This window comes from Kitasatospora sp. NPDC058162 (assembly GCF_042884005.1).
Classification (GTDB): domain Bacteria; phylum Actinomycetota; class Actinomycetes; order Streptomycetales; family Streptomycetaceae; genus Kitasatospora.
Map to the genome: position 1 here is coordinate 486,476 of NZ_JBHVUS010000004.1, position 25,517 is coordinate 511,992.

Genomic DNA, 25,517 nt, shown 5'->3' on the forward strand with positions numbered 1-25,517 from the left:
GAACTCTACCGGACGCTCGCCGAGACACGAAATCCGGTTTCGGGCGGGCGTCCGGTCGGGGTCAGCGGGGGGCGGGGGTGAGGGTGAGGAGGGTGGCTTCCGGGGGGCAGGCGAAGCGGATCGGGGTGTAGCGGTTGGTGCCGCAGCCGGCCGAGACGTGGAGGTAGGAGCGGTGGCCGCCGGCCTTGTGGGTGGAGAGGCCCTTGACCCGGCGGGTGTCGAGGTCGCAGTTGGTGACGAGGGCGCCGTAGAAGGGGATGCAGAGCTGGCCGCCGTGGGTGTGGCCGGCGAGGATCAGGGGGTAGCGGTCGGCGGTGAAGGCGTCGAGGACGCGCAGGTAGGGGGCGTGCACGACGGCGAGGGAGAGGTCGGCGTCGGCGGAGGGGCCGCCGGCGACGGCGGCGTAGCGGTCGCGGCGGATGTGGGGGTCGTCGAGGCCGGTGAACTCGAGGTCGAGGCCGTTGACGGTGAGGCGGCCGCGGGTGTTGGTCAGGTCGAGCCAGCCGGCCGCGTCGAAGCCGTCGCGGAGCTTCTCCCAGGGGTTGTGCACGGCGCCGCTGATGCCGCGGTTGCCGGTGCCGTCGGGGTTGTTCATGCCGTGGACGCCGCTGCGCATGGCCTGGAGGTAGCGGGCGGGGTTCTTACGGGCCGGGCCGTAGTAGTCGTTGGAGCCGAAGACGTAGACGCCGGGGAAGTCCATCAGCGGCCCGAGGGCGTCGAGGGTGGCGGGGACGCCGAGCGGGTCGGAGAGGTTGTCGCCGGTGTTGACCACGAGGTCGGGGCGCAGGCCGGCGAGGCTCTGCAGCCAGCGCTGCTTCTTGCCCTGTCCGCTCACCATGTGGATGTCGGACACCTGGAGGATCCGGAGGGGCTTGGCGCCGTGGGGCAGGACGGGGACCTCGACGCGGCGGAGCCGGAAGGCACGGACCTCGTACCCGACGGAGTAGGCGAGGCAGGCGGCGCCGGCGGCGGCGACACCGAGGGGGACGGAGTACAGCGGTCGCATCAGCCCATGCTCTCAGACGGTGGATCAGCTGGTGAACGTCCGGTGGGGCGGTCCGGACACGGCTTCCGCTCCCTGCACCGGATCGGTGTCCCGCCGGGCGCGCAGGGCGCGGACCTTGTTGCGGTTGCCGCAGCGTTCCATCGAGCACCAGCGCCGCCGTCCGGGCCGGGAGGTGTCGACGAAGAGCAGCTGGCAGTCGTGCGCCCGGCATTCCCGGATCCGGTCGGCGTGCGGGCCGGTGAGCAGGGCGATGGCGTCCCGGGCGAGGGTGGAGACGAGTTGGGCCCCGTCGGCGGGCAGCGGGGCGGCGGCGGTGCCGTCCGGGGCGATCCGGGGGACGAGCGGGGGGTGGGCGGCGGCCCGGTTGAGGGTGGCGCGGTCCGCCGGGTCGCCGGTCCGCCCGTGGGCGAGGGCGGCGGCGAGGTGCCAGAGGGCGTCGCGCAGGGTGCGGGCGGCGGTGAGCTGGTCGTCGGTGATCCGTACGGTGCCGGCGGGCAGGCGCAGCCGGGACCGTGCGAGCCAGTCGGTGAGGTCGGACGGGCGGTGCAGCACCTCGTACCGGGTGTGGGCGCCGGGGCCGCCGGTGGTGAGCAGTTCGAGGCAGAGGGCGCCGGGGTCGAAGTGGAAGCTCGTGCCGCCGGGGGTGGTGAGGACCAGGCCGGTCGGGTGTTCCGGTGCGCCGTCTCCGTCGGTCATGTAACCAGGGTAGGCGGTTACAGCGGGTACGGGAGGTGGCGGGGGGTGCCACCCCGGAGGTCGACCGGGCCCCGACCGTTAATGGCAAGCGACGGAACGCCCCAGGTGGGAGACTCGGGGCCATGACGACGCTCAAGGCGCAGTTGCACGAGGACCTCACGGCTGCCATCAAGGACCGGGACGAGCTCCGCTCGTCCACCATCCGGCTCACGCTGTCCGCTGTCACCAGCGAGGAGGTGGCGGGTGCCGAGAAGCGCGAGCTGTCCGACGACGAGGTGCAGCGGGTGATCGCCCGCGAGGCGAAGAAGCGCCGCGAGGCGGCCGAGGCCTTCGACAAGGCCGGCCGGGTCGAGCAGGCCGCGCGCGAGCGCGCCGAGGGCGTGGTGCTGGCGGAGTACCTGCCGAAGCAGCTCTCGGACGGGGAGCTGGCCGAGATCGTGGCCGCCGCCGTGGCCGAGAGCGGGGCGAGCGGCCCGCAGGCGATGGGCGCCGTGATGAAGCTGGTGAAGCCGAAGGTGGACGGCCTGGCCGAGGGCGGCCGGGTGGCTGCCGCGGTGAAGGCCGCCCTGCTCTGAGCAGCGGTTCGGCCGATGGGCCGAGTGGACACGCCGAGCAGACACGCCGAAGGGGCGCCCCCCGGAAGTTCCGGAGGGCGCCCCTTCGCCGTTCGTACGGTGGTGGGCCGGTCAGCCGTTGCCGCCGCCGTGCTTGCCGCCGTTGCCGTTCCCGTTCCCGCCGCCGCCGATCATGCCGGGCGGGAGGGTGAACCCTCCTCCTATCACCCCACCGGGACCACCGGCTCCGCCGTTGCCCGGTGCGGGCGGTGGCGGCGGGTTCTGACCCGGCTGCTGCGGGGCGTTCGGGTCGGTCGTCGGGGCGGTGCCCGGCGGCGGGGTGGCCGGCTGGGGGTCCGGGATGTTGGTGGTCTGGATGGGCTCCAGCGGCGTGCCCTTGAGCGCCTGGTTCATGGCCATCTGCCAGATCGGGCCGGGGCCGTCGGCGCCGAACACCTCGTCGAAGTGCTTGCCGCCGATGTTGATGTTCTTCATCTTGACGCCGCCGGCGGGGCCGCCGAGCCAGACCGCGGTGGCCAGCGACGGGGTGTAGCCGTCGAACCAGGCGGCCTTCTTCTCGTCGGTGGTACCGGTCTTGCCGGCGATCTTGCGGCCGTCGTCGAGGCCGAGGGCGGCCGCGGTGCCCTTCTCGGTCACGTTGAGCAGGACGGTGTTGACCGAGTCCGCGGTCTGCTCGGAGAAGACCTGGTTGCACTGGGACTGCGGGACCTTGAGTTCCTTGCCGTCCACCGTGGTGATCTTGTTGATCGCGACCGGGGTGCAGTACTTGCCGCGCGCGGCGAAGGTCGCGTAGACGTTCGCCATGGTCAGCGGGGAGAGCTCCAGGGTGCCGAGGACCATCGAGGGCACCTCCTGGAACTGGTCGCCCTTCGCGGACTGGGTGATGCCCACCTTGTTGGCCATCTGCTTCATCGCGCAGAGGCCGACCTGCTGCTCCATCTCCACGAAGTACGTGTTGACCGAGAGCGCCATGGCCTGCTTGAGCTCGTACGGGCCGACCTCACCGGCCGACTCGTTCTTCACCGTGGCCTTGGGCTTGTCGGTGTTCTTCCAGGTGCCGTTGCAGGTCGACATCTGGGGGTAGTCGATCTTGTTCTCGGACGGGAACGCCTGGGTGTTCGACATGCCCGCCTCCAGCGCCGCCGCGGCGAGGATCGGCTTGAAGGTCGAACCGGTCTGGAAGCCGTTGCCGCCGCCCATCGAGGCGTCGACGTTGAGGTTGACGACGGTCTGGTTCTTGTTCGGGTCCAGGCCGTACGGGCGGGTCTGGGCCATCGCCAGGATCTTGCCGCTGCCGGGCTCCATCATGGTCGCCGCGGCCGACACCGAGTCGGTCACGTTGACCTTCTTGGTGACGGCGTTCTGGGCGGCGGCCTGCTTGTCCGGGTCCAGCGTGGTGTAGATGTTCAGACCGCCGGTGTCCCACAGCTTCTTCCGGTCGTCGGCGTTCTTGCCGAAGGCCGGGTCCTGCTTGACCACGTGGCGGACGTAGTCGCAGAAGAAGCCCATGCCGGCCTGGGCGGTGATGCAGCCGTTCTGCGGGTCCTTGTACTTCAGACCCAGCGGGGCGGCCTTCGCCTCCTTCGCCTGGTCGGCGGTGATGTGCTTGCTCTCCAGCATCTTGTCGATGACGACGTTGCGGCGCTTGACCGCGTTGTCGGGGTAGCGCACCGGGTCGTACTGCGACGGGTTCTGGACCAGGCCGGCGAGGGTGGCGGCCTCGGCGACGGTCAGGTCCTTGTTGCTCTTGCTGAAGTAGCGCTGGGAGGCGGCCTCGACCCCGTAGGCCTGGTGGCCGTAGAAGGTGATGTTGAGGTAGTTGGTGAGGATCTGATCCTTGGTCAGGTCCTCCTCCAGCTTGATGGCGACCTTGAGCTCCTGGATCTTGCGGCCCAGGGTCTTGCGCTGCGCCTCCAGGACGGCGGCCTGGTCGTCGCCGGCCTTCTCCACGTTGACGTTCTTGACGTACTGCTGGGTCAGCGTCGAGGCGCCCTGGGAGGCGGTGCCGCTCTCCGCGTTCTTGCCGACCGCGCGCAGGATGCCCTTGAGGTCGACGGCGCCGTGCTCGTAGAAGCGGGCGTCCTCGATGTCGACCTGGGCGTGCCGCATGAAGGGCGACATCTGGTCGGCGGTGAGGACGGTGCGGTCGCGCTCGTAGACCTTGGCGATCAGGCCGCCCTTGGCGTCGAAGATCTGGGTGGCCTGGGTGAGCGGCGGCGTCTTGAAGTCGTCGGGGATGTTCTGGAAGCTCTCCGCCGTGTCCTTGGCGGTCAGGCCCATGGCACCGACGGCGGGCAGGGCGAGGCCTGCCAGCAGGACTCCGGAGAGCACGCTGACGCCCAGGAACTTCACGCCGTTGCCGACGTGGTCCATCGGTGATCCGCTGCTCTTGCGGCGCGGAGCTCCGGGGTTGCCTGGGGGCTGGGGTGCCTGTGGGCGCTTCGGTGCCATGGAGAGAACCCTACGTCCCCGATTCCCGTACATAGGGGCAGGTGTTCGCCTAGGCTTGTCACAAGCTTGCGACAGCTTCGGTGCGTCAACATCACTCACTCTTGTGAGTGCGGAGAGTTGCCCGAATTGCCCACCCTTGTCCGGTTTTTGAGCCGGCTGGGGCCTGCTGTGTTCGAGTGAATGGTTGCACTCCGTGACCGCTCCTGCGGCGAGAGTTGGGGCCTCGCGGCTGGCAAGTGCCGCGACCTGCGATCACTCCAACGAGTGAGATGACCGATACCCATAGTCCAATCGGGTCATTCGAGATTGAGCCCGAAGGGGCTGTTGCAAGCAGTCCTTCTTCCGTAACGTCCTCAACTGGCAACGGTGAATATGCCGTTGCCGCCGTGGGGGAGCCTCGAATCATCGGGAGAGGACGGCGCCGGCATGGGCTGGGTTGACGACTGGAGTGCGCAGGCCGCCTGCCGCACGAGTGATCCGGACGAACTGTTCGTCCAGGGGGCGGCACAGAACCGGGCGAAGGCGGTGTGCAGCGGGTGCCCCGTCCGGACGGAGTGCCTCGCGGACGCGCTGGACAACCGGGTGGAGTTCGGGGTGTGGGGCGGGATGACGGAGCGCGAGCGCCGGGCGCTGCTGCGCCGCCGCCCGACGGTCATCTCGTGGCGGAGGCTGCTGGAGACCGCCCGCACCGAGTACGAGGAGTCCCTCGCGACCGGCGTGATACTGACGGACTACGCCCAGGCGGGCTGACCCCGGCCGCACTTCGCGGTCCGGGGCTCCCCCCGTTCCGGCCCGGACCACACCGTCGGTCAGGCCAGGCCCGCACGGACATGCCGCGAGCCCGGGCTACGCCGCGCCGCTGAGCCGGCCCCCGATGGCCCGCAGCCCGTCCAGGTCGTGCACGTCGCCCGGCAGCGCGGCCACCTCCACGATCGGCACGTCCGGGTACACCGAGACGAAGCGGTCCCGAGTGCGCCGTTCGCGCCCCATGATCTGCATCCGCTCGGCGTGCAGCCGCAGCAGTCCGGCCGCGAGCAGCTCCGCCTCCGGCGAGGCGTGCTCCGAGCCGTTCTCCTCCAGGGCCTCGGCGGCCGCCAGCGCCCGCTCCGCGGTGAGCTGCGGCGCGCCCGTGCTGTGCACCCGGTTGAGCACCAGCCCGGCCAGCGGCATCCGGTCCGCGGCGAGCCGGTCCACGAAGTACGCCGCCTCGCGCAGCGCGTCCCGTTCCGGCGCCGCCACCACCAGGAACGCCGTGCCCGGCGCCTTGAGCAGCTGGTAGGTGCGGTCGGCGCGCTCGCGGAAGCCGCCGAACATCGAGTCCATCGCGCTGACGAAGGTCTGTACGTCGGTGAGCAGCTGGGCGCCGAAGATCTTGCCCAGGGTGCCGGTGAGCAGGCCCATGCCGGCGTTCAGGAACCTCATCGCGCTGCGGCCGCCGACCTTGGCCGGCGCGGTCAGGATCCGGATCACCCGGCCGTCCAGGAAGGACCCGAGCCGGTTGGGGGCGTCCAGGAAGTCCAGCGCCGAGCGGGACGGCGGGGTGTCCACGACGATGAGGTCCCATTCCTCGGCGGCGCGCAGCTGCCCGAGCTTCTCCATCGCCATGTACTCCTGGGTGCCGGCGAAGCCGGCCGACAGGGACTGGTAGAACGGGTTCTCCATGATCGCCTTGGCCCGTTCGGGCTCGGCGTGGGCCAGCACGACCTCGTCGAAGGTCCGCTTCATGTCGAGCATCATGGCGTGGAGCTCGCCCGCCCGCCGCCCCTCGCCCGCCGACTGCCCGTCGCCACCCTCGCCACCCTCGGTGCCCTCGTCCGACTCGTGGAGCGGGGCCCCCGCCATGGCGGCGACGCCCTTGACCGGCCGGGGGGTGTTGTCCAGCTCGGTCAGGCCCATCGACTGGGCCAGCCGTCGGGCCGGGTCGATGGTCAGCACCACGACCTTGCGGCCGCGCTCGGCGGCCCGCAGGCCGATCGCCGCGGCGGTGGTGGTCTTGCCGACGCCGCCGGAGCCGCAGCAGACGATGATCCTGGTCTTCGGGTCGTCGATCAGCGCGTCCACCGCGAGCCGGCTGCCGGTGCCCCGCACCCCGCCGCCCCCGTTCGCCGAAACCGTGCCGTTCCCGTTGTTCCTGCTGCTGCCGCCGCCGCTGTTCCCCGGAGTCACGCCGCCCCCTGCCGCTTCAGTTCGCCCGCCAGCCGGTACAGCCCGCCGAGGTCCACGCCCTCGCCCAGCAGCGGGAGTTCGTACGTCGGGAGCCGCAGCTGCTGGAGGTCGGCGCGCTGCTCGCGCTCCAGCTCGACCCGCTCGGCGTGCTCCCTGGCCTGCTCCAGCAGCGGGTCGATCAGCGGCTCGACCGCCGCCCGGACCGTCTCCGCCTTGCGCGAGCGGCCGCCCAGCCCGGCCTCGCCGAGGGCCAGGGCGACCTCCTCGCGGTGGTCCCCGTCCACCGCGGCCACCGCGGCCGCGTCCAACAGCGGGGGCCGGACCATGTTGACCATCACCCCGCCCACCGGGAGCTTCGCCTCGCGCAGCTCCGCGATGCCGTCGACCGTCTCCTGCACCGGCATCTCCTCCAGCAGGGTGACCAGGTGCACGGCGGTCTCGGGGGATCGCAGCACCCGCATCACGGCCTGCGCCTGGGTGTGTATCGGGCCGATCCGGGCCAGCCCGGCGACCTCGGAGTTGACGTTCAGGAACCTGGTGATCCGCCCGGTCGGCGGGGCGTCCATCACCACCGCGTCGTAGCGCCGCCGCCCGTCCGGGCCCTTGCGGCGGGCCGCCTCGCAGGCCTTGCCGGTGAGCAGCACGTCCCGCACGCCGGGGGCGACGGTGGTGGCGAAGTCGACGAAGCCGACCTTCTGCAGCGCCTTGCCGGCCCGGCCGAGCTTGTAGAACATCTCCAGGTACTCGAGCAGCGCCTGCTCGGTGTCGATCGCCAGCGCGAGCACCTCGCCGGGCCCGCCCTCCCCGGCCGGCAGCCCCAGCTGGGGGCGAGAGACCGAGGCGATCCGGCGCTCCTCGTACGGGAGGGCGGCGATCCCGAACAGTTCGGCGATGCCCTGCCGCCCCTCGACCTCGATCAGCAGCACCCGTCCGCCCTCGGCGGCCAGGGCCAGGGCCAGTGCGGCGGCCAGCGTGGTCTTCCCGGTGCCGCCCTTGCCGCTGACCACGTGCAGTCGGACCCCCTCCCAGTCGGGGTCGCGCCGGGCCGCCTGGCCGGGGGTGCGTGCCACGCTGCGTCTCCGTCCGTCTCCGTCCCTACGGGCGCCCCTCCCGCGGGGTGCCCTGCCGAGGGTGCCCGCTCACGGACGAGGGCGCCCCTCCACGAGGGTGCCGCTCCGTACGGGCGCCCCTCCGTGCGGGTGCCCCCTCACGGGGACGCCCTCTCGCGAGGGTAACCAGGGAGCGCGCCCGATGCCCGGAGCACCCGGGGTGCCAGGACTGAATCATGCCCCCTTTGTGCTCCACCTCACACGCCGGGCGGCGGGCGGCGGCGATCGCCGGGACGGCTCGTCTAGAGTCTGGCCATGACCAAGTGGGAATACATGACGGCACCCCTGCTCGTGCACGCCACCAAGCAGATCCTGGACAACTTCGGCGAGGACGGCTGGGAGCTCGTCCAGGTCGTGCCCGGCCCGAACCCGGAGCAGCTGGTGGCCTACTTCAAGCGGGAGAAGAACGCATGAGCCGGGTCGAGTCGAAGCTCGCCGAGCTGGGCCTGACCCTGCCGCCGGTGGCCGCCCCGGTCGCCGCCTACGTGCCGGCCGTGCGGTCCGGTGAGTTCGTGTTCACCTCCGGCCAGCTGCCGGTCGTCGGCGGCAAGCTGGTGAGCACCGGCAAGGTCGGCGCCGAGGTGTCCCCGGAGGAGGCCAAGGAGCTCGCGCAGACCTGCGCGCTGAACGCCCTGGCCGCAGTGAAGTCGGTGATCGGCGACCTGGACCTGGTCGAGCAGGTCGTGAAGGTCGTCGGCTTCGTCGCCTCCGCCCCCGACTTCATCGGCCAGCCCGCCGTGATCAACGGTGCCAGCGAGCTGCTCGGCACGGTGCTGGGCGAGGCCGGCGTGCACGCCCGCAGCGCGGTCGGCGTCGCGGTGCTGCCGCTGGACGCCCCCGTCGAGGTCGAGATCCAGGTGCGCGTCAAGAGCGCCTGAACCCGAGTGTGATCGCGAAGGCGGGGTCGGGCCTGTCCAACCCCGCCTTCGTGCGCTTAGCATCCCGGCATGGACCATCGAGCAACGACGCTCCCGATGCCGCCCGGCTGGCCCGCCCGGATCCGGGCGGTCGACTCCGGCCTGCTCACCCCGGCGGTGGCCAGACCCGCCGCGACGGTCGTGCTGCTGCGCGACGGCGCCGACGGGCCGGAGGCCTACCTGCTGCGCCGCCGCACCTCGATGGCCTTCGCGGCCGGGATGTACGCCTACCCGGGTGGCGGGGTGGACCCGCGGGACGCCGAGGTCGAGACCGGCTGGGCCGGACCGTCGCCCGACGAGTGGGCGCAGCGGCTCGGCGTGGACGCCAGGACGGCGCGGGCGGTGGTCTGCGCGGCCGTGCGCGAGACCTTCGAGGAGGCCGGCGTGCTGCTGGCCGGGCCGGACGCGGACAGCGTCGCAGCGCCGCGCGACTGGTCCGCGGAGCGGGCCGCGCTGGAGGCGCACGAGCTGTCCTTCGCCGAGTTCCTGCGCGACCACGGCCTGGTGCTGCGCAGTGACCTGCTGGGCGGCTGGGCCCGCTGGATCACCCCGGAGTTCGAGGAGCGGCGCTACGACACCTGGTTCTTCGTCGCCGCCCTGCCGACCGGCCAGCGCGCGGCGCTGGAGGTCGGCGAGGCCGACCGGGTCGCCTGGCTGACGCCCGCCGAGGCGGTCCGGGGCTACGCGGAGGGCCGGTTCGGCATGCTGCCGCCGACCGTGACGGTGCTGCGCGAGCTGTCGTCGGTGCGCACCGCCGCCGAGGCGCTGGGCGCGGCCGCCGACCGGGTGCTGGAGCCGGTGCTGGGCCGGGCCGAGGTCCGCGGCGACCGGATGACGGTCCGCTGGCCCGGGTACGACGAACTGACCATCGACGGGGAGTTCCCCGCCGAGGAATCCTGACCCCACCGCGTCACCCCACGACGCGTCACCCCACGACGATGCCGACCAGACCAGAGAGGACCGACGACCGATGGACCACAACGACGTGGCTCGCCGGACGGCCCGCGAGCTGCCCGCCCGCCGAGTGACCCCCCGTTCCACCGGCTGTGACAGCCCGGTCCCGTTCGTCGAGGTCGCCCAGCGCGCCCTCGTCCGGGTCCTGCCGCTGCGGGCCCTGCATCGCGTGGCAGAGGGCGACCGGTGAGCGAGCGAACCATCGGGAGCTGCGCATGAGCGGCGTCCTGCCGGGTGACCCCGCCGCCGAGGTCGGCGGCGAGGCCACCGCCCGGGCGCTGTGCGTGCTGGCGCCGAACCCGTCGCCGATGACGCTGGACGGCACCAACACCTGGCTGCTCTCCGAGCCCGGCTCGGACCTCGCGGTGGTGATCGACCCGGGCCCGCTGCACGAGGGCCACCTGCGCCGGGTGCTCGACCTCGCCGAGGAGCGCGGCAAGCGGATCGCGCTCACCCTGCTGACCCACGGCCACGCCGACCACTCCGAGGGCGCGGCCCGGTTCGCCGAGCTGACCGGCACCGAGGTGCGGGCCCTGGACCCGGCGCACCGGTTGGGTTCCGAGGGTCTGGTGGGCGGCCAGCGGCTGGACGTCGGCGGGCTCGACCTGCGGGTGGTCGCCACCCCCGGGCACACCTCGGACTCGCTGACCTTCCACCTGCCGGACGACGGCGCGGTCCTCACCGGGGACACCGTGCTCGGCCGCGGCACCACGATGGTCGCCCACCCGGACGGCCGGCTCGGGGACTACCTGGACTCGCTGCGCCACCTGCACACGATGGCCTCCGCGCACGGCGTGCGGACGGTGCTGCCCGGCCACGGCCCGGTGCTCGCGGACGCGCTCGGCGCCGTCGACTACTACCTGGCGCACCGGGCCACCCGGCTCGCCCAGGTGGAGACCGCGGTCGAGGCGGGCTGCAAGACCGCCGCCGACGTGGTCGCCCGGGTCTACGCGGACGTGGACCGGGCGCTCTGGCCGGCCGCCGAGCTGTCGGTGCGGGCCCAGCTGGAGTACCTGGAGGAGCACGGGCTCATCCCGGAGCAGGGCTGATCCCGCGCCGTGCCGGTCCTGAGCCGCGCCGAGCCTCAGCCGAGCCGGAGCTGCGCCGGCCGCGCCGATCCGGGAACGCCGAAGGGCCCGTCCGATCCGGACGGGCCCTTCGCGGTGCTCCGGGCGTCAGCGCGAGCGCCGGGACAGCCGCTCGACGTCCAGCAGGACCACCGCGCGCGCCTCCAGCTTCAGCCAGCCGCGGCCGGCGAAGTCGGCGAGCGCCTTGTTGACCGTCTCGCGGGAGGCACCGACCAGCTGGGCCAGCTCCTCCTGGGTGAGGTCGTGGGCGACGTGGATGCCCTCCTCGGACTGCACGCCGAAGCGGCGGGAGAGGTCCAGCAGGGCCTTGGCGACGCGGCCGGGCACGTCGGAGAAGACCAGGTCGGACATCACGTCGTTGGTCCGGCGCAGACGGCGGGCGATGGCCCGCAGCAGCGCGATGGAGACCTCGGGGCGGGCGTGCAGCCAGGGCTGCAGGTCGCCGTGGCCGAGGCCGAGCAGCTTGACCTCGGTCAGCGCGCTGGCGGTGGCGGTGCGCGGGCCCGGGTCGAACAGCGACAGCTCGCCGATCATCTCGCTGGGGCCGAGCACGGCCAGCATGTTCTCGCGGCCGTCCGGGGAGGCGCGGTGCAGCTTGACCTTGCCCTCGGCGACGACGTACAGCCGGTCGCCCGGGTCGCCCTCGTGGAACAGCGACTCACCACGGGCGAGGGTGACCTCGGTCATGGAAGCGCGCAGCTCGCCGGCCTGTTCGTCGTCGAGTGCCGCGAAGAGTGCGGCGCGCCGCAGAACGTCGTCCACGTGCTTCCTCCTTCTCGGCCGTCCGGCGGGTGGGCCGTCCGGCGCAAGTTCCGTTCAGTGTTCTGCATCACCAAGCATGGCGCATGTCGCTCCGATCATATGAGGAGGGGGTGTGTCCGGGTGTGCCGTGCGGGGCCATTCGTACCGGCGGGTCACGGGGCGGGGCGCTCGGAGGCCGTCCCGCGGTCGAACTCCTGTCCGTTCGGATCGAACAGGGAGTCGCCCACCGCGGTGCGGGCGGAGAGGACGGCGTGACCGGCCCGGTGGGCGCTGGTCAGGCCCGCCGCGCGCAGGGCGGTGAGGTGCTGGGAGACGGCCGCCGGGGACAGTCCGGTCCGGCGGGCCAGCTCGGTGGTCGAGGCCGGGGAGCCCAGTTCGGCCAGCAGCCGGGCCCGGGACCGGCCGAGGACGCCGGCCAGCGCGTCGGTGCGCGCCGCCGAGCCCGGCCGCTCCTCCCAGAGCGCGGCCGTGCCGCGCGCCGGGTAGACCAGCTGCGGCGGATCCGGCGGCAGCACCCGGGTGAGCACCCGCGGCCAGGCGAAGACCGAGGGCACCAGCAGCAGCCCGGCCGCGGCGTTCAGCCGGTTCACCGCGCAGTGCCGCTGCTCCAGCCGCAGCGCGGTGCCGTCCCAGCGGACCGTCTCGTGCAGCTCGTCCAGCATCCGCGCGCTGCCGTGCTCGGCGGCCTGCCGGGAGCGGTGGAAGACGTCCGCGGCCAGCACCGCGCTGATCCGGGCCCAGTACGGGGCGAGCGCCAGCTCCCAGTACGTCTCGATCTCGGCGGCCAGCCGGGGCAGCTGGCCGGCCGGGTCGCGGTGCAGCGGTTCCAGGGCGGCGGGCAGCCGGCCGCCGGCCTCGGCGGCCAGGATGTCGAGGTCGGCCCGGACCTGCCCGACGCCGGTCGCGGAGATCGCGACCAGCTCCTCGGCGAGCCTGGTCGAGCAACCCGCCGGGGCGGGGTTGAGGAAGTCGGGCAGGTGACCCTCGGGCGGGACCATCGCGGCCAGCCGGCCCCGGTCCAGCCCGGCGGCGGCCAGCCGCTCGCGCACCTGCCCGGCCCAGCGGCGGTGCAGCGCCGGGACGGGGGAGCGGGCGAGGGCCCGCAGGCTGGTCACCACCTCCTGCATCGGGCTGACCGCGAACCGGGTCAGCGCCAAGTCCTGGGCGGAGAAGTGGAGTTCCGTCCGCATCCGCGGCCCCCTTCGGAAGATTCGGCCCCAGCTTAATCACTGGTGACGGGCCCGGAACGGGGCGCAGGATGCCTGCGTCCCCACCGATCCGCACGAAAGCCGGTGACCCACCATGTCCACCACCCCCGAGGCCCGCGAGCGGGCGCTGCGACTGCGCGAACTCCTCGCCGAGGGCGTGCTCGTCCTGCCCAACGCCTGGGACGCGGGCAGCGCCGCGGTGATCGCCTCGGCCGGTGCCCGGGCCGTCGCCACCACCAGCGGCGGCGTCTCCTGGTCGCTCGGGCACGGCGACGGCGAGCGGCTGGACCGGGCCGCGGCGGTCGCGGCGGCCCGCCGGGTCGTCGCCGCGGTGGACCTGCCGGTCACCGTCGACGCCGAGGGCGGCTACGGGCCGCTGCCCGCCGACGTGGCCGCGACCGTCACCGAGCTGGTCGGCGCGGGCGTGGCCGGGGTCAACCTGGAGGACTCGACGGCCGTCGGCGGGCCGCTGTACCCGGTGGCCGCGCAGGCCGAGCGGCTGCGCGCGGCCCGGACGGCGGCCGCGGCCGCCGAACTGCCCGAGCTGCTGGTCAACGCCCGGACCGACGTCTTCCTGTTCGGACTGGGCGGGCTCGACGACGTGCTGGCCCGGGCCGAGGCCTACGCCGAGGCTGGCGCCGACGGCCTGTTCGTCCCCGGGCTGCTGGACCTCGACGCCCTCACCGAGCTGTGCCGGCGCTCCCCGCTGCCGGTGAACGCGATGGCCGGGCCGGGCGGGCCGACCGTCGCCGAGCTGGCCGCCACCGGGGTGCGGCGGGTCAGTGTCGGCACCGGCCTGGCCCAGGCCGCGTACACCGCGGCCCACCGGGCCGCCGTCGAACTGCTCGGCGCCGGGACGTACACCGAGCTCGACGGGGCGCTCGGCTTCGGCGAGTTGAACGGGCTGTACTGAGCCTGAACCCGCTCAGCCCTCGCCGGGCCGCGGCTCCCGCCGGGCCTCAGCCCGCGAAGCCCAGCTCGGCGAGGCTCTGCTCGACGCGGGCGCGGTGGGCGGCCTCCCAGTCGTCCAGGGTCTCGGCGGCCTCCGCGGCCAGCTTGGCCCGGGCCGCCTCCAGGGCCGCGGTCCGCTCGGCGGCGGGCACCACCACGACGCCCTCCTCGTCGGCCACCACGATGTCGCCGGGCGCCACCAGCACGCCGCCGCAGCGCACCGGGGTGCTGTGGGCGCCCAGCCGCTTCTTCGCGCCGGGGATCGGGATGACGCCCCGGGCGACCACCGGGAAGCCCATCTCGCGCACCTCGGCGAGGTCCCGGATCAGGCCGTCGGCCACGAAAGCGGCGACGCCCCGGCGCTGGGCCACCGCGCAGACGTTGCCGCCGGCCAGCGCGTAGTCCAGGTCGCCGGACTCCACCACGATCACCGAGCCGGGCTCGGCCCGGTAGATCGCGGCGTGCAGCATCAGGTTGTCGCCGGGCGGGCACTGCACGGTGAAGGCCGGTCCGGCCACCCGGGGCATGCCCGCCCAGAGCGGGCGCAGACCGATGTCCATCACCTGGGCGCGGCCCAGGACGTCGGCCAGGGTGGTGGTGGGAATGTCCGCGAAGTCCTTGAAGTCCCCGTCCATGCTTCCTCTTTCCTCGATCGTCAGACCGTCGGAAGACTAGAACGGGCTGGTGAACGGGGCCGCACGGGCTTGCGCCCCGCGCACCGGGCCCCGCGCACCGGGCGGTCTCAGGCGTAGAACTTCAGCAGCTCCGGCACCAGCGCCTCGGCCGCCACCTCGTGGGTCTGGTCGGGCAGCGTCCGGTACTCGGAGCCCGGCACGGCCCCGGCCACCGCGCGGGACGGCGCCCGCAGCAGCTCCGGGCTGGCGCCGCCGTCCAGGACCAGGGTGGGGACGGCGATCGTGGCCAGCAGGTCGGCCGGCACGGTCGCGCCGGTCCGCGCGCCGAGCGCCGCCGCGTCGTACGCCAGGGTCGGCGCGACCGCCTCGAACACCGGCCACACCGGGGCCGAGCGCATCCCCTCCACCATCTCCCCGGGCATCCCGACGAAGGTCATGAAGGCCGCGACGGCATCCCCGCGCCGCCCCTCGGCGAGCGCCGCCGCCAGCTCGTCGGCGTACCCGACGAAGCGCTCGCGCTGGACCTCATCGGTGCTGAACGGCGGCTCGTAGACGGCGAGTCGGGTCATGCCGACGCCCGCGGCGGCGGCCCGCAGGGCGAGCGCGGCGCCCGAGGAGATGCCGAAGACGGCGGCCGAGCCGCCCGCCGCGGCGATGACGGCGGCCAGGTCCTCGATCTCCCGCTCGACGGCGAACGGCGCGGTGTCCCCGCTGCCGCCGCGGCCGCGCCGGTCGTAGGCCCAGACGGTGTGGTGGGCCGCGAGCTGCTCGGCGACCGCGACGCCCGGGTCGAAGGCCCGGTGGCCGATCGCGCCGTCCACCAGGACGACGGCCGGGCCGGAGCCGGTGACGGTGCAGGCGATGACGGTGCCGTCGGCGGAGACCACGGTGCTCATGGGATGTTCCTTCTGTCGTACGAGTCGGTCATAGAGGTAGACCGGGGCTCGCCGCAGAACTCATCGCTCCGGCGGAGAACCTTTCCCGCGAGTTTTTTCGGCGGCTTCCGGCCGGGTCCGGCGCCCCGGCGGTCCCCTTCTCCCTCCTTGATCGGCCCCGAGCGGTCCGCCGCTCGGCGTAGCCTTCGTGCATGGCAGAGAGCAAGGTCCGGAAAGCGGCGGCGCCGAAGGCCAAGCCGGCGGTGAAGCCGAGGAAGCCGGAGTCGCACCTGGCGATGGTGCGACGGGCCCGGCGGATCAACCGCGAGCTGGCGGAGCTGTACCCGTACGCCCACCCGGAGCTGGACTTCGAGAACCCGTTCCAACTGCTGGTGGCCACCGTGCTGTCGGCGCAGACCACCGACCTGCGGGTGAACCAGACCACCCCGGCGCTGTTCGCGAAGTACCCGACGCCCGAGGACATGGCGGCGGCGAACCCGGAGGAGCTGGAGGAGATCATCCGCCCGACCGGCTTCTTCCGGAACAAGGCGAAGTCGCTGATCGGCCTCTCGACCGCGCTGCGCGACGAGTTCGGCGGCGAGGTCCCGGGCCGGCTGGCCGACCTGGTGACCCTGCCCGGGGTCGGCCGCAAGACCGCCAACGTCGTGCTCGGCAACGCCTTCGGAGTCCCCGGCATCACGGTGGACACCCACTTCGGGCGGCTGGCCCGCCGGTTCGGCTGGACCACCGAGGACGACCCGGTGAAGGTCGAGCTGGCCGTCGCCGAGATCTTCCCGAAGTCGGAGTGGACGATGCTCTCGCACCGCGTGGTCTTCCACGGCCGCCGGATCTGCCATTCCCAGAAGCCCGCCTGCGGGGCCTGCCCGATCGCGCCGCTCTGCCCCGCCTACGGGGAGGGCGAGCTGGACCCGGAGAAGGCCCGCAAGCTGCTCAAGTACGAGATGGGCGGCCAGCCCGGCCAGCGGCTGAGGCCGCCGTCGGACTTCCCCGGCGAGGCCGCCGCCCGCGCCGACGCGGCCGCCCACCAGGGGCGGGTCGCGGACCAGGGGGTGGAAGCGTGATCGCCGGTGCCATCGAGCGGAACGACCTGCCGGGCTGGCTGGAGCCGGTCCGGGACGCGGCCGAGCGGGTGCTGCCGGAGCAGCTGAGCCGCTTCCTGCCGCCGCGCGAGGGCGGCCGGGCGGCAGCCGTGCTGATGCTGTTCGGCGAGGGCCCGGACGGGCCGGACCTGCTGCTGATCGAGCGGGCCCGCTCGCTGCGCTCGCACGCCGGCCAGCCGTCCTTCCCGGGCGGCGCGCTGGACCCGGAGGACGGCGACCCGGACGGCCCCGGCCCGGTCGCGGCGGCGCTGCGCGAGGCCTGGGAGGAGACCGGCCTGGACCCGGCCGGGGTGCAGGTCTTCGCCGCGCTGCCCCGGCTGTACATCCCGGTGAGCGCCTTCGTGGTGACCCCGGTGCTGGGCTGGTGGCGCGAGGAGTCGCCGGTGCGCCCGGTGGACCAGGGCGAGACCGGTGCGGTGTTCCGGGTGACGATCGCCGACCTCGCCGACCCGGCGAACCGGGTCCGCCTGCGGCACCCGTCCGGGCACGTCGGGCCGGCCTTCGCGGTCGCCGGGCGGCTGGTCTGGGGGTTCACCGCCGGGGTGATCGACCGGGTGCTGCACCACAGCGGGCTGGAGCGGCCGTGGGACCCGTCCCGGGTCGTCGACCTCTCGGACGACGCGCTGGCGCTGGTCCAGGGCGACCTCGAACACTCCCGGGCCCTGCCGGGCGGCGACGTCGAAGGCTCGTGACGGACCGTCGGCGCGGCACGGTCGCGAAGCGTGGGAGGGTGTCGGAGTGAACGTGCTGGATGTGCTGCTGATCCTCGCCGCGGTCGGGTTCGCCATTTCGGGCTACCGGCAGGGCTTCGTGGTGGGCGTCCTGTCGCTCGTCGGCTTCCTCGGCGGCGGCCTGCTGGCCGTCCAGCTGCTGCCGCTGCTGCTCGACCACCTCAGCCCCGGCACCACGGCCTCGGTGGTGGCCGTCGTGGTGGTGATCGTCTGCGCCGCGATCGGCCAGGCGGTCACCGCGCACTACGGCTGGAAGCTGCGCGGCCACATCGACCGCCGTCCGGCCCGGGTGCTGGACGCGTCCGGCGGCGCGGTGGTCAACGTGATCTCGATGCTGCTGGTCGCCTGGCTGATCGGCTCCGCACTGGCCGGCACGTCCCTGCCGACGGTCTCCAAGCAGGTCCGCTCCTCGGCGATCCTCGGCGGCGTCCAGGAGGCGTTGCCCGGTGACGCGCCGAACTGGTTCTCCGACTTCTCCAAGGTGCTCGCCCGCAACGGCTTCCCGCAGGTCTTCAACCCCTTCGAGCACGAGCCGATCACCCAGGTCGACACCCCCGACCCGGCCCTGGCCAACAGCCCGGCGGTGGCCAGGGCGCGGCAGAGCCTGGTCAAGGTGGTCGGCACCGCGCCCTCCTGCGGCAAGATGCTGGAGGGCAGCGGCTTCGTCTTCGCCCCGCACCGGGTGATGACCAACGCCCACGTGGTCGGCGGCGTCGACGAGCCGACCGTACAGATCGGCGGCGTCGGCCAGCTGTACGACGCCACGGTGGTCCGCTACGACTGGCAGCGCGACATCGCCGTCCTGGACGTGCCCAAGCTGAACGCGCCCCCGCTGACCTTCGCGGGCGAGGCGAAGACCAACGACAGCGCGATCGTCGCGGGCTTCCCCGAGAACGGCGCCTTCAACGTCCAGCCCGCCCGCATCCGCGGCCGGATCCAGGCCAACGGCCCGGACATCTACCACCGCGGCCAGGTGGTGCGCGACGTCTACTCGGTGCGCTCGCTGGTCCGCCAGGGCAACAGCGGCGGCCCGCTGCTCACCCCGGACGGGCAGGTGTTCGGCGTGGTGTTCGCCAAGTCGCTGGACAGCGCCGACACCGGGTACGTGCTGACCTCGGCCGAGGTGCGCGAGGACGCGACGGCGGGCAGCACCGCGAGCGGCCGGGTGGACACCCAGGGCTGCGCGCTCTGACCCTCCGGGGCCGGGGGCGGCCGGTGCGCCGGCCGGGGCGGGTGGTGCTCCGGCCGTGGTTTTGTCTCGAGTCGGGCGAGGGTACGGCATGCCGCCGGCGCGGAATCCGTCGCACCGTCAGTCCGCCCTGGTAGCCTCGGCCGCGCTCACCCGTTCGGCTCAACCGGGTTGCCGTCCCGGAGTGAGTCAACGGGAGGTCGTGGTAGTCCGATGATGGGTCATTCGCACGCGGTGAGCGGGGCGATGCTGTACGCGGCCTCGGCCCCGTTCCTGCCCCCGCTGCTGCTGCACACCACGCTGCAGCCGGCCGACATACTGATGGGCACGGTGCTGTGCGCGGGCGCGGCGCTGCTGCCGGACCTCGACCACCACGACGGTTCGATCGCCAACTTCCTCGGCCCGCTCTCCAAGGCGCTCTGCCGCTTCGTGGCCTGGGCCTCGGGCGGGCACCGGCACGCCACCCACTCGCTGCTGTTCGTCGCGCTGATGGGCGGCGGCACCTGGGCCGGCGTCACCTTCCTGGGCCGCTACTTCACCCTCACGGTGACGTTCTTCCTGCTGGCGCTGGCGATCAAGGCCCTGCGGCTCTGCCCGCCCGGCCACGGCCCGGAGGCGTGGTTCACCGTCGTCGGCCTGTCCGCGCTCGGCACCTTCGGGATGAACACCTGGATGCCCAACGCGCCCGGCTGGCTGCCGTACGCGGTGGCGCTGGGCACCCTGGCGCACCTGTTGGGCGACTGCCTGACCAAGAAGGGCGCGCCGCTGCTGTGGCCGCACAAGGAGCGCTACGAGATCGTGCTGATCAAGCGCAGCGGCAACGACGTCGAGACCAAGGTGCTGGTGCCGATCATGTCGGTGGCGACCTTCGTCCTGCTCTGGTTCACCGCGCTGTCACCGCAGATCGTGAACTGACCGGGCGCCCCACGGCCTCCGTACCCCTTCGGTGCGGCCGCCGTACGTCCGGCTGACGCGGCGCGAGACCTCAGGTCTCGCGCCGCAGTCGTGCGCCCACCCACCGGGCGCGCCGGCCCAGGATGCGCGGGATGCCCATCTGCCGTTGCGCCCCGCGCTGGCGGCGGTCGAGGCCCTCGAGGCCGAGGTCCTCCGCCCAGTCCGGGAGGTGTGCGGGGCGCTGGGGACTGTTGTGGCGTCGGCCGCGCGGGGCGTCGCCGCGATCGGGCATCCAGGTCATACCGGAAGGGATGCCCCTGGGCCGGTGGGAGTAACCGCCCGGGTTCGCCGAAACTGGCCCATGTGCATGTCATATGAGCGCAACATCAAGGGAGTTGGGACTTCCGAACCCTCCCGGGAATCCTGGGGAGGGCCCTCCGGTCGTCACTCCTTGTGGCGACCGACCCAGTCCAGCAGCTCCGTGGTGAACTCCTCCGGAGCCTCCTCGTGCGGGAAGTGCCCGACCCCCGGCAGCAGCCGCCAGCGGTACGGTGCCGCGACGTACTCGCCGCCGCCCAGCGCGGTGTGCGACAGCAGCACCGGGTCCGCGGCGCCCTGGACGTGCAGGGTCGGTGCGGAGATCGGCTTCTTCATCCGGCGGGCGAACTGGATGCCGTCCGGACGCGCCATCGAGCGCAGCAGCCAGCGGTACGGCTCGATCGAGCAGTGCGCGGTGCTGGGGATCTGGATCGCCTGCCGGTACGCGTGCACCGCCGCCTCGTCAAGCTTGGTCGGCCCGGTCCACTCGTCCAGGTAGCGGCCCACCAGCGCCGCGTCGTCGGCGACCAGACGGCGTTCCGGTATCCACGGCCGCTGGAAGCCCAGCACGTGGTCGAAGGCGGCGATCTGCTTGCGGTCCGTCAGCAGCGCCCGGCGCAGGTCCCGGGGGTGGGCCGCGGAGACCACGGTGAGGCTCTGGATCACCGACGGGCGCATCACCGCCGCCACCCAGGCCAGGGTGCCGCCGGAGGCGTGGCCCACCAGGTGCGCCCGCTGCTCGCCGAGCGAGCGGATCACCCCGGTGATGTCCAGGGCGAGGTTGCCCGGGTCGTAGCCGCGCGGGGTGCGGTCGCTGCCACCGATGCCGCGCAGGTCCAGCGCCACCGCGCGGTAGCCGGCCGCGGCCAGCGCGGTCAGCTGGTGGCGCCAGGCCCACCAGTACTCGGGCCAGCCGTGCACCAGCAGCACCAGCGGGCCCGAGCCCAGCTCGGTGATGTGGAAGCGGGCGCCGTTGGCCGCCAGGTCGCGGTGCCGCCACGGGCCGGACTGCCGGATGCTCCACGCCTCGGCCGCGGCGCCGCCGCCGGCGCCGGCACTGCCGGGGGCACCGCTGTCGGCACCGTTGTCTGCACCGCTGTCGGCACCGCCGTCGGACCGTCCGGGGGCGGTGGCGCCCTCGGCGGCCTCCGGGCCGGAGTCGGGGCCGGAGGCGGCGGACGGCTGCGCGGGAGCGGGCTTCTGGTCGAGCGGCATACCGAGAGCGTGTCACATCCGTGCGAAGGACACGTGCCCGGCACTCGCCGTCGGCGGGTCCGGGCACGTAGCTGCAGGTCGGGTTACGGGATGCGGCCCAGGCCCCGGTCGATCTCCTCCTGGGTGGCCGGGCGCGGCCGGGCGTTCCTCAGCACCTCGGCGGTCTTCTGGGCACCCTCGATGGCGCGCTCCGGCTTCTGGATCTTCTTGAACGAGCGGTAGGCCAGCACCCCGAGCAGGAAGGCCAGCACCAGGTAGGCGCCCGCCACGATGAGGAACGACCAGCCGAGCGACAGACCCAGCGCGTGGATGCCGAACGCCGCCGCGGCGCTCAGCATCGGCACGGAGAACAGCGCCACGGTGGCGGCGACCAGGATCGAGACCCCGCCGGTCACACCGCGCTTGACGTCCTTGCGGATCTCGGCCTTGGCGAGCGCGATCTCGTCGTGGACGAGTGCGCTCAGGTCGGCGGTGGCCGCCGCGAACAGCTGCCCCACCGAACGCTCGCCCTCGTAGGGCGCCCGGCCGTTGCTGGACGGGTCTGCGGCTCCTGCGGGCATCAGCGGTTCTCCTCTGCGGCTGTTGCGGCGTGACGCCGTCGCGGTGCGCGGTTTTCCGGGGCCGGTGGGGGTTCCGGAGGCGTCAGTGGTGTGTCGACAGCTCAGAATCATGCCCCTACCGGTCAGTCGGACACCACTCCGGGGCCCCGCCGGAGGGACGTGTCCTGGCTTCGGAAGGCCCCGGCGGGCCTCCGCGGAGTTCCTCGGAGGGGGGCTCCGCGCTCCTCGGAGGGGCTCAGCGGCCCGTGCCGGGCCCCTCGCCCGGCACGGGCCGGGGCGTCTCGGTGACGGGTCGGGGTGCTTCGGCGACCGGCCGGGGTGCTTCGGCGACCGCCGCCGCGTCGCCGGTGCGGGCCCGCCAGGCCGGGTCGTCCTGCTGGTAGACGTCCGGGACGCCGTCGCCGTCCTCGTCCCGGTCCTCCTCCTCGCACAGGGCGCGGTAGTGCCGGTTGCGGAGCTTGAGCAGCACGGTGGCGACCACCGCGCAGAGCAGCGAGCCGACCAGGACGGCCGTCTTGGCGCGGTCGGCCAGCGCGAGGTCGTTCGGGAAGGCCAGCTCGCTGATCAGCAGCGAGACGGTGAAGCCGATCCCGGCGAGCACCGAGACGGCGAACAGGTCGGCCCACTTGAGCTGGGGGTTCAGCTCGGCCCGGGTGAACCGGGCGGCCAGCCAGGTGCCGCCGAATATGCCCACCGTCTTGCCGACCAGCAGGCCGATCACGATGCCGAGCGGGGCGGCCTGGGTGAACACCTCGCGCAGCGCCGGGCCGGAGATCGTCACCCCGGCCGCGAACAGCGCGAACACCGGGACGGCCAGTCCGGCCGAGAGCGGGCGGACCAGGTGCTCGATGTGCTCGCCGGGGGAGTGCTTCTCGTCGCCCTCCCGGTGGCAGCGCAGCATCAGGCCCATCGCGACGCCCGCGACCGTGGCGTGGATGCCGCTCTCGTGCATCAGCGCCCAGACCACGACGGCCAGCGGTACGAACAGGTACCAGCCCTTCACCCCGCGCCGGTGCAGGAACCAGAACAGCACCAGGCCGGCGAAGGCCAGGCCGAGCGCCCAGAACTTGATCCCGGAGCTGTAGAAGACCGCGATGATCAGGATCGCGATCAGGTCGTCGACCACGGCCAGGGTCAGCAGGAAGGCGCGCAGCGCCGAGGGCAGGTGGCTGCCGACCACGGCCAGCACGCCGAGGGCGAAGGCGATGTCGGTGGCGGTCGGGATGGCCCAGCCGCCGGGGTGACCGCCGCTGCCGGAGTTGACCAGGGCGAACAGGATCGCGGGCAGGGCGACGCCGCAGACGGCGGCGATCACCGGCAGCAGCGCGGCGGCCGGGGTGCGCAGCTCGCCCGCGACGAACTCGCGCTTGAGCTCGATGCCGGCCACGAAGAAGAAGATCGTCAGCAGGCCGTCCTTGGCCCAGTTGGCCAGGGTGAGGTCGAGGTGGAGCGGGGCGGAGGGGCCGATCTTGAAGTCGAGCAGACTCTCGTACGCGTTCGGCCAGAGGTTGGCCCAGACCAGCGCGACCACGGCGGCGGCCAGCAGCAGCATGCCGCCGACCGTCTCGGTGCGCAGGGCGTCGGTGATGAAGGTGCGCTCGGGCAGTGACAGCCGGCCGAGGAACTGCCGGCGGCGGGTCGTCGGCTCGTGAGCGGGCGGCTGGTCGGTCACGGGGGACCTCCTGGGGGCTGGGAGCGGCAACGGATGCACGGGTGGTGCAGTTGCCGACCAGACTTCCCGGCGCGCCCTGTGACGCCCGCGAATCCCGTCAAGGATCTTGATGCGTCCTTAACAGTCTAAGGGACGTTCAGGTGACATCCGGATTGTCCTAGTAAAGGACTTAAGCCCTGCGAGCCGGTTCTGCACTCCCGAGGAGCAGTGGACCGGTACCCGAACGGCCCAGGCCGAGTGCAGTCGGGTGAACGGCTCCCTAAGGTCGGTCGCAGGCGCCCGCCCGCTCCGGGCCGGTGCGCACACCCCTTCCGTTCCCCGTAGTTCCTGCTGGAGGCACGACCATGCCCAGTGGTGGCACCACCCTGCCCCAACCGCCCCTCTTACCCGGTGAGCCCGCCCTACCCGGTGGGCCTGCCCTGCCCGGCGAGCCCGCTTCGCCCGGTGAACCCGATGAGCCCGATGAGCCCGGCGACGCCGAGGACGTTCCGGCCGACCTCGACCGGCTGCTCCGCCCGCTGTTCCGCTCCGCGGGGCCGGACGGCGGCGTCGCCGTCGTGGTGATCCGCGGCGAGGAGCGGACGGTCGCCTGCCGGGGGCAGTCCGACCACCCCGGTCGGCACCCGGTCCGGGCCGACACCCGCTTCGAGCTCGGCTCCGTGACCAAGACCTTCACCGGACTGCTGCTCGCCGAGATGGCCGCCCGCGGCGAGGTCCGGTACGACGACCCGATCGACCGCTACCTCCCCGCGAACGCCGTCCCCGGCTATCCGCACGAGCGGCCGATCACCCTGCTCCACCTGGCCACCCACACCTCGGGCCTGCCCCGGCTGCCGGTCGGCCTGCGGCCGGCCGCGGCACCCCGGTGGTTCACCCGCCCGTGCGCCACCTTCGGGCCGACGCACCTGCTCGGGGCGCTGCCGCGGACCCCCGTCCGGGGGACCCCGGGCACCCAGGTGCGCTACTCCAACCTCGGCTGCGGACTGCTCGGACTGCTGCTCGCCAACGCGGCCGGGCAGCGCTACGACGACCTGCTGGCCGCCCGGGTCTGCGGGCCGCTCGGCCTGGTGGACACCTCCTGCGGCCCCGGCCGGGAGGACGTCGGCGGGTACCGGCGCGGCGGCCGGGTGCCGTCCTTCCGGCTGCCCGCCCTGCCGGGCGCCTCGGCAGTGCGCTCCACCGCGGACGACATGCTCCGCTACCTCCAGGCGCACCTCTCGCTGGACGCCGTGCCGCTGCCCGAGCGGGCCGATCCGGCGGTGCTGCGGACGGCGCTCGCCGAGGTCCGTCGGCCCAGGGTGGGGCGGCACCGGGGCGGCACCCGGCTCTGCCTGGGCTGGAACCAGCGGGGGGTCGGTGGTGATGTGGGCGAGCCCGGCGACGATGGTGCGGTCGGTGCGGCGGGGGAGCCGGCCGAGAGGGAGGGCGCCGTGGAGCTGGTGTTCCACGCCGGGTCGACCCGGGGGTTCAGCGCCTTCGTCGGGTTCAGCCCGCGGGCCCAGGTCGGGTTGGCGGTGCTGGCCGGAGCGTGGTCGGGGGTGCGGGTCCTGCACGACCGGGGCTTCGTCCAGGGCGCGTACGAGACCCTGCGGACCCTGGCCGCCCAGCGCGGGACGGCGGCCGGTTCGGCGGCAGGCCCAGAGGCCGGTTCGGTAGTCGGCCCAGCGGCAGGCCCAGCGGCGGGCTCGGCGGCCGGTTCGGTAGTCGGGTCGGCGCCGGCAGCGGGGTGATCCCCTCGCGGGCCCGACGACGGGGCCCCGGGCGGTGGTCACCGCCCGGGGCCCCGGTCACTGCTCAAGCGAGCGCGCTCAGCCGTCGACTGCCCGTGCTGCCTACGGCCGTCAGCGCCTCGTTCAGCCGTTGCTGCCGTGCGGCGGCAGCTGGGCCTGGATCTGGCTCATCACCGAGCTGTCGGCGAGGGTGGTGGTGTCGCCGACCTCGCGGCCTTCGGCGATGTCGCGCAGCAGGCGGCGCATGATCTTGCCGGAGCGGGTCTTGGGGAGCTCGCCGACGACCTTGATCTGCTTGGGCTTGGCGATCGGGCCGAGGGTGCGGCCGACGTGGGCGCGCAGTTCCTCGACGAGCTCGGGGGTCTCGGTGATGCCGCCGCGCAGGATGACGAAGGCGACGATGGCCTGGCCGGTGGTGGGGTCGGCGGCGCCGACGACGGCGGACTCGGCCACGGAGGGGTGGCCGACCAGGGCGGACTCGACCTCGGTGGTGGAGATGTTGTGGCCGGAGACGAGCATGACGTCGTCGACCCGGCCGAGCAGCCAGATGTCGCCGTCCTCGTCCTTCTTGGCGCCGTCGCCGGCGAAGTAGCGGCCCTGGAAGCGGGACCAGTAGGTGTCGATGTAGCGCTGGTCGTCGCCCCAGATGGTGCGGAGCATGGAGGGCCAGGGCTCGGTGAGGACGAGGTAGCCG

General features: G+C 73.5%; 26 protein-coding genes and 1 pseudogene. 13 read left to right on the top strand and 14 right to left on the bottom strand.

The window, feature by feature from the left end; all coding sequences use genetic code 11:
- Positions 1-61: 61 nt before the first annotated feature.
- Both ACFVXG_RS11345 and ACFVXG_RS11350 read right to left on the bottom strand, forming a co-directional pair.
- Positions 62-1,006: a metallophosphoesterase gene (locus ACFVXG_RS11345; RefSeq protein ID WP_387926443.1), complete on the bottom strand. Its 945-nt coding sequence runs from the start codon at positions 1,004-1,006 to the stop codon at positions 62-64.
- A gap of 24 nt (positions 1,007-1,030) precedes the next feature.
- Positions 1,031-1,702, bottom strand: a complete 672-nt coding sequence (locus ACFVXG_RS11350; RefSeq protein WP_387926445.1) for a CGNR zinc finger domain-containing protein — start codon at positions 1,700-1,702, stop codon at positions 1,031-1,033.
- A 122-nt stretch (positions 1,703-1,824) separates the two neighbouring features.
- Between ACFVXG_RS11350 and ACFVXG_RS11355 the strand changes: the two genes are divergently transcribed.
- Entirely contained in the window at positions 1,825-2,277 is a 453-nt protein-coding gene (locus tag ACFVXG_RS11355; RefSeq protein WP_387926447.1) for a GatB/YqeY domain-containing protein, read from the top strand.
- Positions 2,278-2,388: 111 nt separating this feature from the next.
- Here ACFVXG_RS11355 and ACFVXG_RS11360 read toward each other — a convergent pair whose 3' ends face one another.
- The gene (locus tag ACFVXG_RS11360; protein ID WP_387926449.1) at positions 2,389-4,650 is read right to left on the bottom strand and encodes a transglycosylase domain-containing protein; all 2,262 of its coding nucleotides are present in this window, start codon (positions 4,648-4,650) and stop codon (positions 2,389-2,391) included.
- Between the two features lie 504 nt (positions 4,651-5,154).
- Between ACFVXG_RS11360 and ACFVXG_RS11365 the strand changes: the two genes are divergently transcribed.
- Positions 5,155-5,478, top strand: a complete 324-nt coding sequence (locus tag ACFVXG_RS11365; protein WP_030240986.1) for a WhiB family transcriptional regulator — start codon at positions 5,155-5,157, stop codon at positions 5,476-5,478.
- Positions 5,479-5,574: 96 nt separating this feature from the next.
- Here ACFVXG_RS11365 and ACFVXG_RS11370 read toward each other — a convergent pair whose 3' ends face one another.
- Both ACFVXG_RS11370 and ACFVXG_RS11375 read right to left on the bottom strand, forming a co-directional pair.
- Positions 5,575-6,816, bottom strand: a complete 1,242-nt coding sequence (locus ACFVXG_RS11370; protein WP_387926513.1) for an ArsA family ATPase — start codon at positions 6,814-6,816, stop codon at positions 5,575-5,577.
- 74 nt (positions 6,817-6,890) lie between these two features.
- Complete coding sequence (locus ACFVXG_RS11375; RefSeq protein ID WP_387926451.1) at positions 6,891-7,964, bottom strand: ArsA-related P-loop ATPase; 1,074 nt, start codon at positions 7,962-7,964, stop codon at positions 6,891-6,893.
- 294 nt (positions 7,965-8,258) lie between these two features.
- On the opposite strand from ACFVXG_RS11375, the gene ACFVXG_RS11380 reads away from it, so the two are divergent.
- From ACFVXG_RS11380 to ACFVXG_RS11400, 5 genes are all read left to right on the top strand, one after another.
- A complete protein-coding gene (locus tag ACFVXG_RS11380) occupies positions 8,259-8,417 on the top strand; it encodes a DUF4177 domain-containing protein (RefSeq protein WP_094743074.1) in 159 nt (52 codons plus the stop codon).
- On the top strand, positions 8,414-8,881 hold the full coding sequence (locus ACFVXG_RS11385) for a RidA family protein (protein ID WP_387926453.1): 468 nt from the start codon (positions 8,414-8,416) through the stop codon (positions 8,879-8,881). The genes ACFVXG_RS11380 and ACFVXG_RS11385 overlap by 4 nt, the downstream gene beginning before the upstream one ends.
- Positions 8,882-8,950: 69 nt before the next feature.
- The gene (locus tag ACFVXG_RS11390) at positions 8,951-9,820 is read left to right on the top strand and encodes an NUDIX hydrolase (RefSeq protein WP_387926455.1); all 870 of its coding nucleotides are present in this window, start codon (positions 8,951-8,953) and stop codon (positions 9,818-9,820) included.
- Between the two features lie 70 nt (positions 9,821-9,890).
- Entirely contained in the window at positions 9,891-10,064 is a 174-nt protein-coding gene (locus ACFVXG_RS11395) for a hypothetical protein (RefSeq protein ID WP_387926457.1), read from the top strand.
- A 25-nt stretch (positions 10,065-10,089) separates the two neighbouring features.
- Positions 10,090-10,923, top strand: coding sequence for an MBL fold metallo-hydrolase (locus tag ACFVXG_RS11400; RefSeq protein ID WP_387926458.1), 834 nt, complete (start codon positions 10,090-10,092; stop codon positions 10,921-10,923).
- A gap of 126 nt (positions 10,924-11,049) precedes the next feature.
- Here the strand turns inward: ACFVXG_RS11400 and ACFVXG_RS11405 are convergent, their stop codons facing one another.
- Together ACFVXG_RS11405 and ACFVXG_RS11410 are read right to left on the bottom strand one after the other, a co-directional pair.
- On the bottom strand, positions 11,050-11,724 hold the full coding sequence (locus tag ACFVXG_RS11405; RefSeq protein WP_030288117.1) for a Crp/Fnr family transcriptional regulator: 675 nt from the start codon (positions 11,722-11,724) through the stop codon (positions 11,050-11,052).
- 152 nt (positions 11,725-11,876) lie between these two features.
- Entirely contained in the window at positions 11,877-12,914 is a 1,038-nt protein-coding gene (locus ACFVXG_RS11410; protein ID WP_387926460.1) for a DUF5937 family protein, read from the bottom strand.
- A 112-nt stretch (positions 12,915-13,026) separates the two neighbouring features.
- Here ACFVXG_RS11410 and ACFVXG_RS11415 point away from each other — a divergent pair, with 112 nt between their 5' ends.
- Complete coding sequence (locus ACFVXG_RS11415) at positions 13,027-13,845, top strand: isocitrate lyase/phosphoenolpyruvate mutase family protein (RefSeq protein WP_387926462.1); 819 nt, start codon at positions 13,027-13,029, stop codon at positions 13,843-13,845.
- A gap of 46 nt (positions 13,846-13,891) precedes the next feature.
- Here ACFVXG_RS11415 and ACFVXG_RS11420 read toward each other — a convergent pair whose 3' ends face one another.
- Entirely contained in the window at positions 13,892-14,518 is a 627-nt protein-coding gene (locus ACFVXG_RS11420) for an RraA family protein (RefSeq protein ID WP_387926464.1), read from the bottom strand.
- 107 nt (positions 14,519-14,625) lie between these two features.
- Entirely contained in the window at positions 14,626-15,414 is a 789-nt protein-coding gene (locus ACFVXG_RS11425; protein WP_387926466.1) for an alpha/beta fold hydrolase, read from the bottom strand.
- Positions 15,415-15,605: 191 nt separating this feature from the next.
- Between ACFVXG_RS11425 and nth the strand changes: the two genes are divergently transcribed.
- The 4 genes from nth to ACFVXG_RS11445 all read left to right on the top strand — a co-directional run bounded on the left by nth (position 15,606) and on the right by ACFVXG_RS11445 (position 19,349).
- Entirely contained in the window at positions 15,606-16,475 is an 870-nt protein-coding gene (gene nth / locus ACFVXG_RS11430; protein WP_387926468.1) for an endonuclease III, read from the top strand.
- A complete protein-coding gene (locus tag ACFVXG_RS11435) occupies positions 16,472-17,206 on the top strand; it encodes an NUDIX hydrolase (RefSeq protein WP_387926470.1) in 735 nt (244 codons plus the stop codon). The genes nth and ACFVXG_RS11435 overlap by 4 nt, the downstream gene beginning before the upstream one ends.
- Before the next feature lie 46 nt (positions 17,207-17,252).
- On the top strand, positions 17,253-18,437 hold the full coding sequence (locus ACFVXG_RS11440; RefSeq protein ID WP_387926472.1) for a MarP family serine protease: 1,185 nt from the start codon (positions 17,253-17,255) through the stop codon (positions 18,435-18,437).
- 210 nt (positions 18,438-18,647) lie between these two features.
- The gene (locus ACFVXG_RS11445) at positions 18,648-19,349 is read left to right on the top strand and encodes a metal-dependent hydrolase (RefSeq protein ID WP_387926474.1); all 702 of its coding nucleotides are present in this window, start codon (positions 18,648-18,650) and stop codon (positions 19,347-19,349) included.
- Between the two features lie 70 nt (positions 19,350-19,419).
- Here the strand turns inward: ACFVXG_RS11445 and ACFVXG_RS11450 are convergent, their stop codons facing one another.
- The 4 genes from ACFVXG_RS11450 to nhaA all read right to left on the bottom strand — a co-directional run bounded on the left by ACFVXG_RS11450 (position 19,420) and on the right by nhaA (position 23,093).
- On the bottom strand, positions 19,420-19,629 hold the full coding sequence (locus tag ACFVXG_RS11450) for a hypothetical protein (RefSeq protein ID WP_387926476.1): 210 nt from the start codon (positions 19,627-19,629) through the stop codon (positions 19,420-19,422).
- A 143-nt stretch (positions 19,630-19,772) separates the two neighbouring features.
- A complete protein-coding gene (locus ACFVXG_RS11455; RefSeq protein ID WP_387926477.1) occupies positions 19,773-20,861 on the bottom strand; it encodes an alpha/beta fold hydrolase in 1,089 nt (362 codons plus the stop codon).
- Positions 20,862-20,944: 83 nt separating this feature from the next.
- Positions 20,945-21,421, bottom strand: coding sequence for a phage holin family protein (locus tag ACFVXG_RS11460; RefSeq protein WP_387926479.1), 477 nt, complete (start codon positions 21,419-21,421; stop codon positions 20,945-20,947).
- Between the two features lie 235 nt (positions 21,422-21,656).
- The gene (nhaA, locus tag ACFVXG_RS11465; RefSeq protein WP_387926481.1) at positions 21,657-23,093 is read right to left on the bottom strand and encodes a Na+/H+ antiporter NhaA; all 1,437 of its coding nucleotides are present in this window, start codon (positions 23,091-23,093) and stop codon (positions 21,657-21,659) included.
- Between the two features lie 344 nt (positions 23,094-23,437).
- Here nhaA and ACFVXG_RS11470 point away from each other — a divergent pair, with 344 nt between their 5' ends.
- Entirely contained in the window at positions 23,438-24,823 is a 1,386-nt protein-coding gene (locus ACFVXG_RS11470; protein ID WP_387926483.1) for a serine hydrolase domain-containing protein, read from the top strand.
- Between the two features lie 123 nt (positions 24,824-24,946).
- Here ACFVXG_RS11470 and ACFVXG_RS11475 read toward each other — a convergent pair.
- Positions 24,947-25,517: pseudogene (locus ACFVXG_RS11475) on the bottom strand (acetyl-coenzyme A synthetase); the annotation flags it as partial.

Excerpts from the sequence above, each read along its gene's own strand:
- ACFVXG_RS11345 (WP_387926443.1), bottom strand. The coding sequence starts at position 1,006 with ATGCGACCGCTGTACTCCGTCCCCCTCGGTGTCGCCGCCGCCGGCGCC.
- ACFVXG_RS11350 (WP_387926445.1), bottom strand. The coding sequence starts at position 1,702 with ATGACCGACGGAGACGGCGCACCGGAACACCCGACCGGCCTGGTCCTC.
- ACFVXG_RS11355 (WP_387926447.1), top strand. The coding sequence starts at position 1,825 with ATGACGACGCTCAAGGCGCAGTTGCACGAGGACCTCACGGCTGCCATC.
- ACFVXG_RS11360 (WP_387926449.1), bottom strand. The coding sequence starts at position 4,650 with ATGGACCACGTCGGCAACGGCGTGAAGTTCCTGGGCGTCAGCGTGCTC.
- ACFVXG_RS11365 (WP_030240986.1), top strand. The coding sequence starts at position 5,155 with ATGGGCTGGGTTGACGACTGGAGTGCGCAGGCCGCCTGCCGCACGAGT.
- ACFVXG_RS11380 (WP_094743074.1), top strand. The coding sequence starts at position 8,259 with ATGACCAAGTGGGAATACATGACGGCACCCCTGCTCGTGCACGCCACC.
- ACFVXG_RS11385 (WP_387926453.1), top strand. The coding sequence starts at position 8,414 with ATGAGCCGGGTCGAGTCGAAGCTCGCCGAGCTGGGCCTGACCCTGCCG.
- ACFVXG_RS11390 (WP_387926455.1), top strand. The coding sequence starts at position 8,951 with ATGGACCATCGAGCAACGACGCTCCCGATGCCGCCCGGCTGGCCCGCC.
- ACFVXG_RS11395 (WP_387926457.1), top strand. The coding sequence starts at position 9,891 with ATGGACCACAACGACGTGGCTCGCCGGACGGCCCGCGAGCTGCCCGCC.
- ACFVXG_RS11400 (WP_387926458.1), top strand. The coding sequence starts at position 10,090 with ATGAGCGGCGTCCTGCCGGGTGACCCCGCCGCCGAGGTCGGCGGCGAG.
- ACFVXG_RS11410 (WP_387926460.1), bottom strand. The coding sequence starts at position 12,914 with ATGCGGACGGAACTCCACTTCTCCGCCCAGGACTTGGCGCTGACCCGG.
- ACFVXG_RS11415 (WP_387926462.1), top strand. The coding sequence starts at position 13,027 with ATGTCCACCACCCCCGAGGCCCGCGAGCGGGCGCTGCGACTGCGCGAA.
- ACFVXG_RS11420 (WP_387926464.1), bottom strand. The coding sequence starts at position 14,518 with ATGGACGGGGACTTCAAGGACTTCGCGGACATTCCCACCACCACCCTG.
- ACFVXG_RS11425 (WP_387926466.1), bottom strand. The coding sequence starts at position 15,414 with ATGAGCACCGTGGTCTCCGCCGACGGCACCGTCATCGCCTGCACCGTC.
- nth (WP_387926468.1), top strand. The coding sequence starts at position 15,606 with ATGGCAGAGAGCAAGGTCCGGAAAGCGGCGGCGCCGAAGGCCAAGCCG.
- ACFVXG_RS11445 (WP_387926474.1), top strand. The coding sequence starts at position 18,648 with ATGATGGGTCATTCGCACGCGGTGAGCGGGGCGATGCTGTACGCGGCC.
- ACFVXG_RS11450 (WP_387926476.1), bottom strand. The coding sequence starts at position 19,629 with ATGACCTGGATGCCCGATCGCGGCGACGCCCCGCGCGGCCGACGCCAC.
- ACFVXG_RS11455 (WP_387926477.1), bottom strand. The coding sequence starts at position 20,861 with ATGCCGCTCGACCAGAAGCCCGCTCCCGCGCAGCCGTCCGCCGCCTCC.
- ACFVXG_RS11460 (WP_387926479.1), bottom strand. The coding sequence starts at position 21,421 with ATGCCCGCAGGAGCCGCAGACCCGTCCAGCAACGGCCGGGCGCCCTAC.
- ACFVXG_RS11470 (WP_387926483.1), top strand. The coding sequence starts at position 23,438 with ATGCCCAGTGGTGGCACCACCCTGCCCCAACCGCCCCTCTTACCCGGT.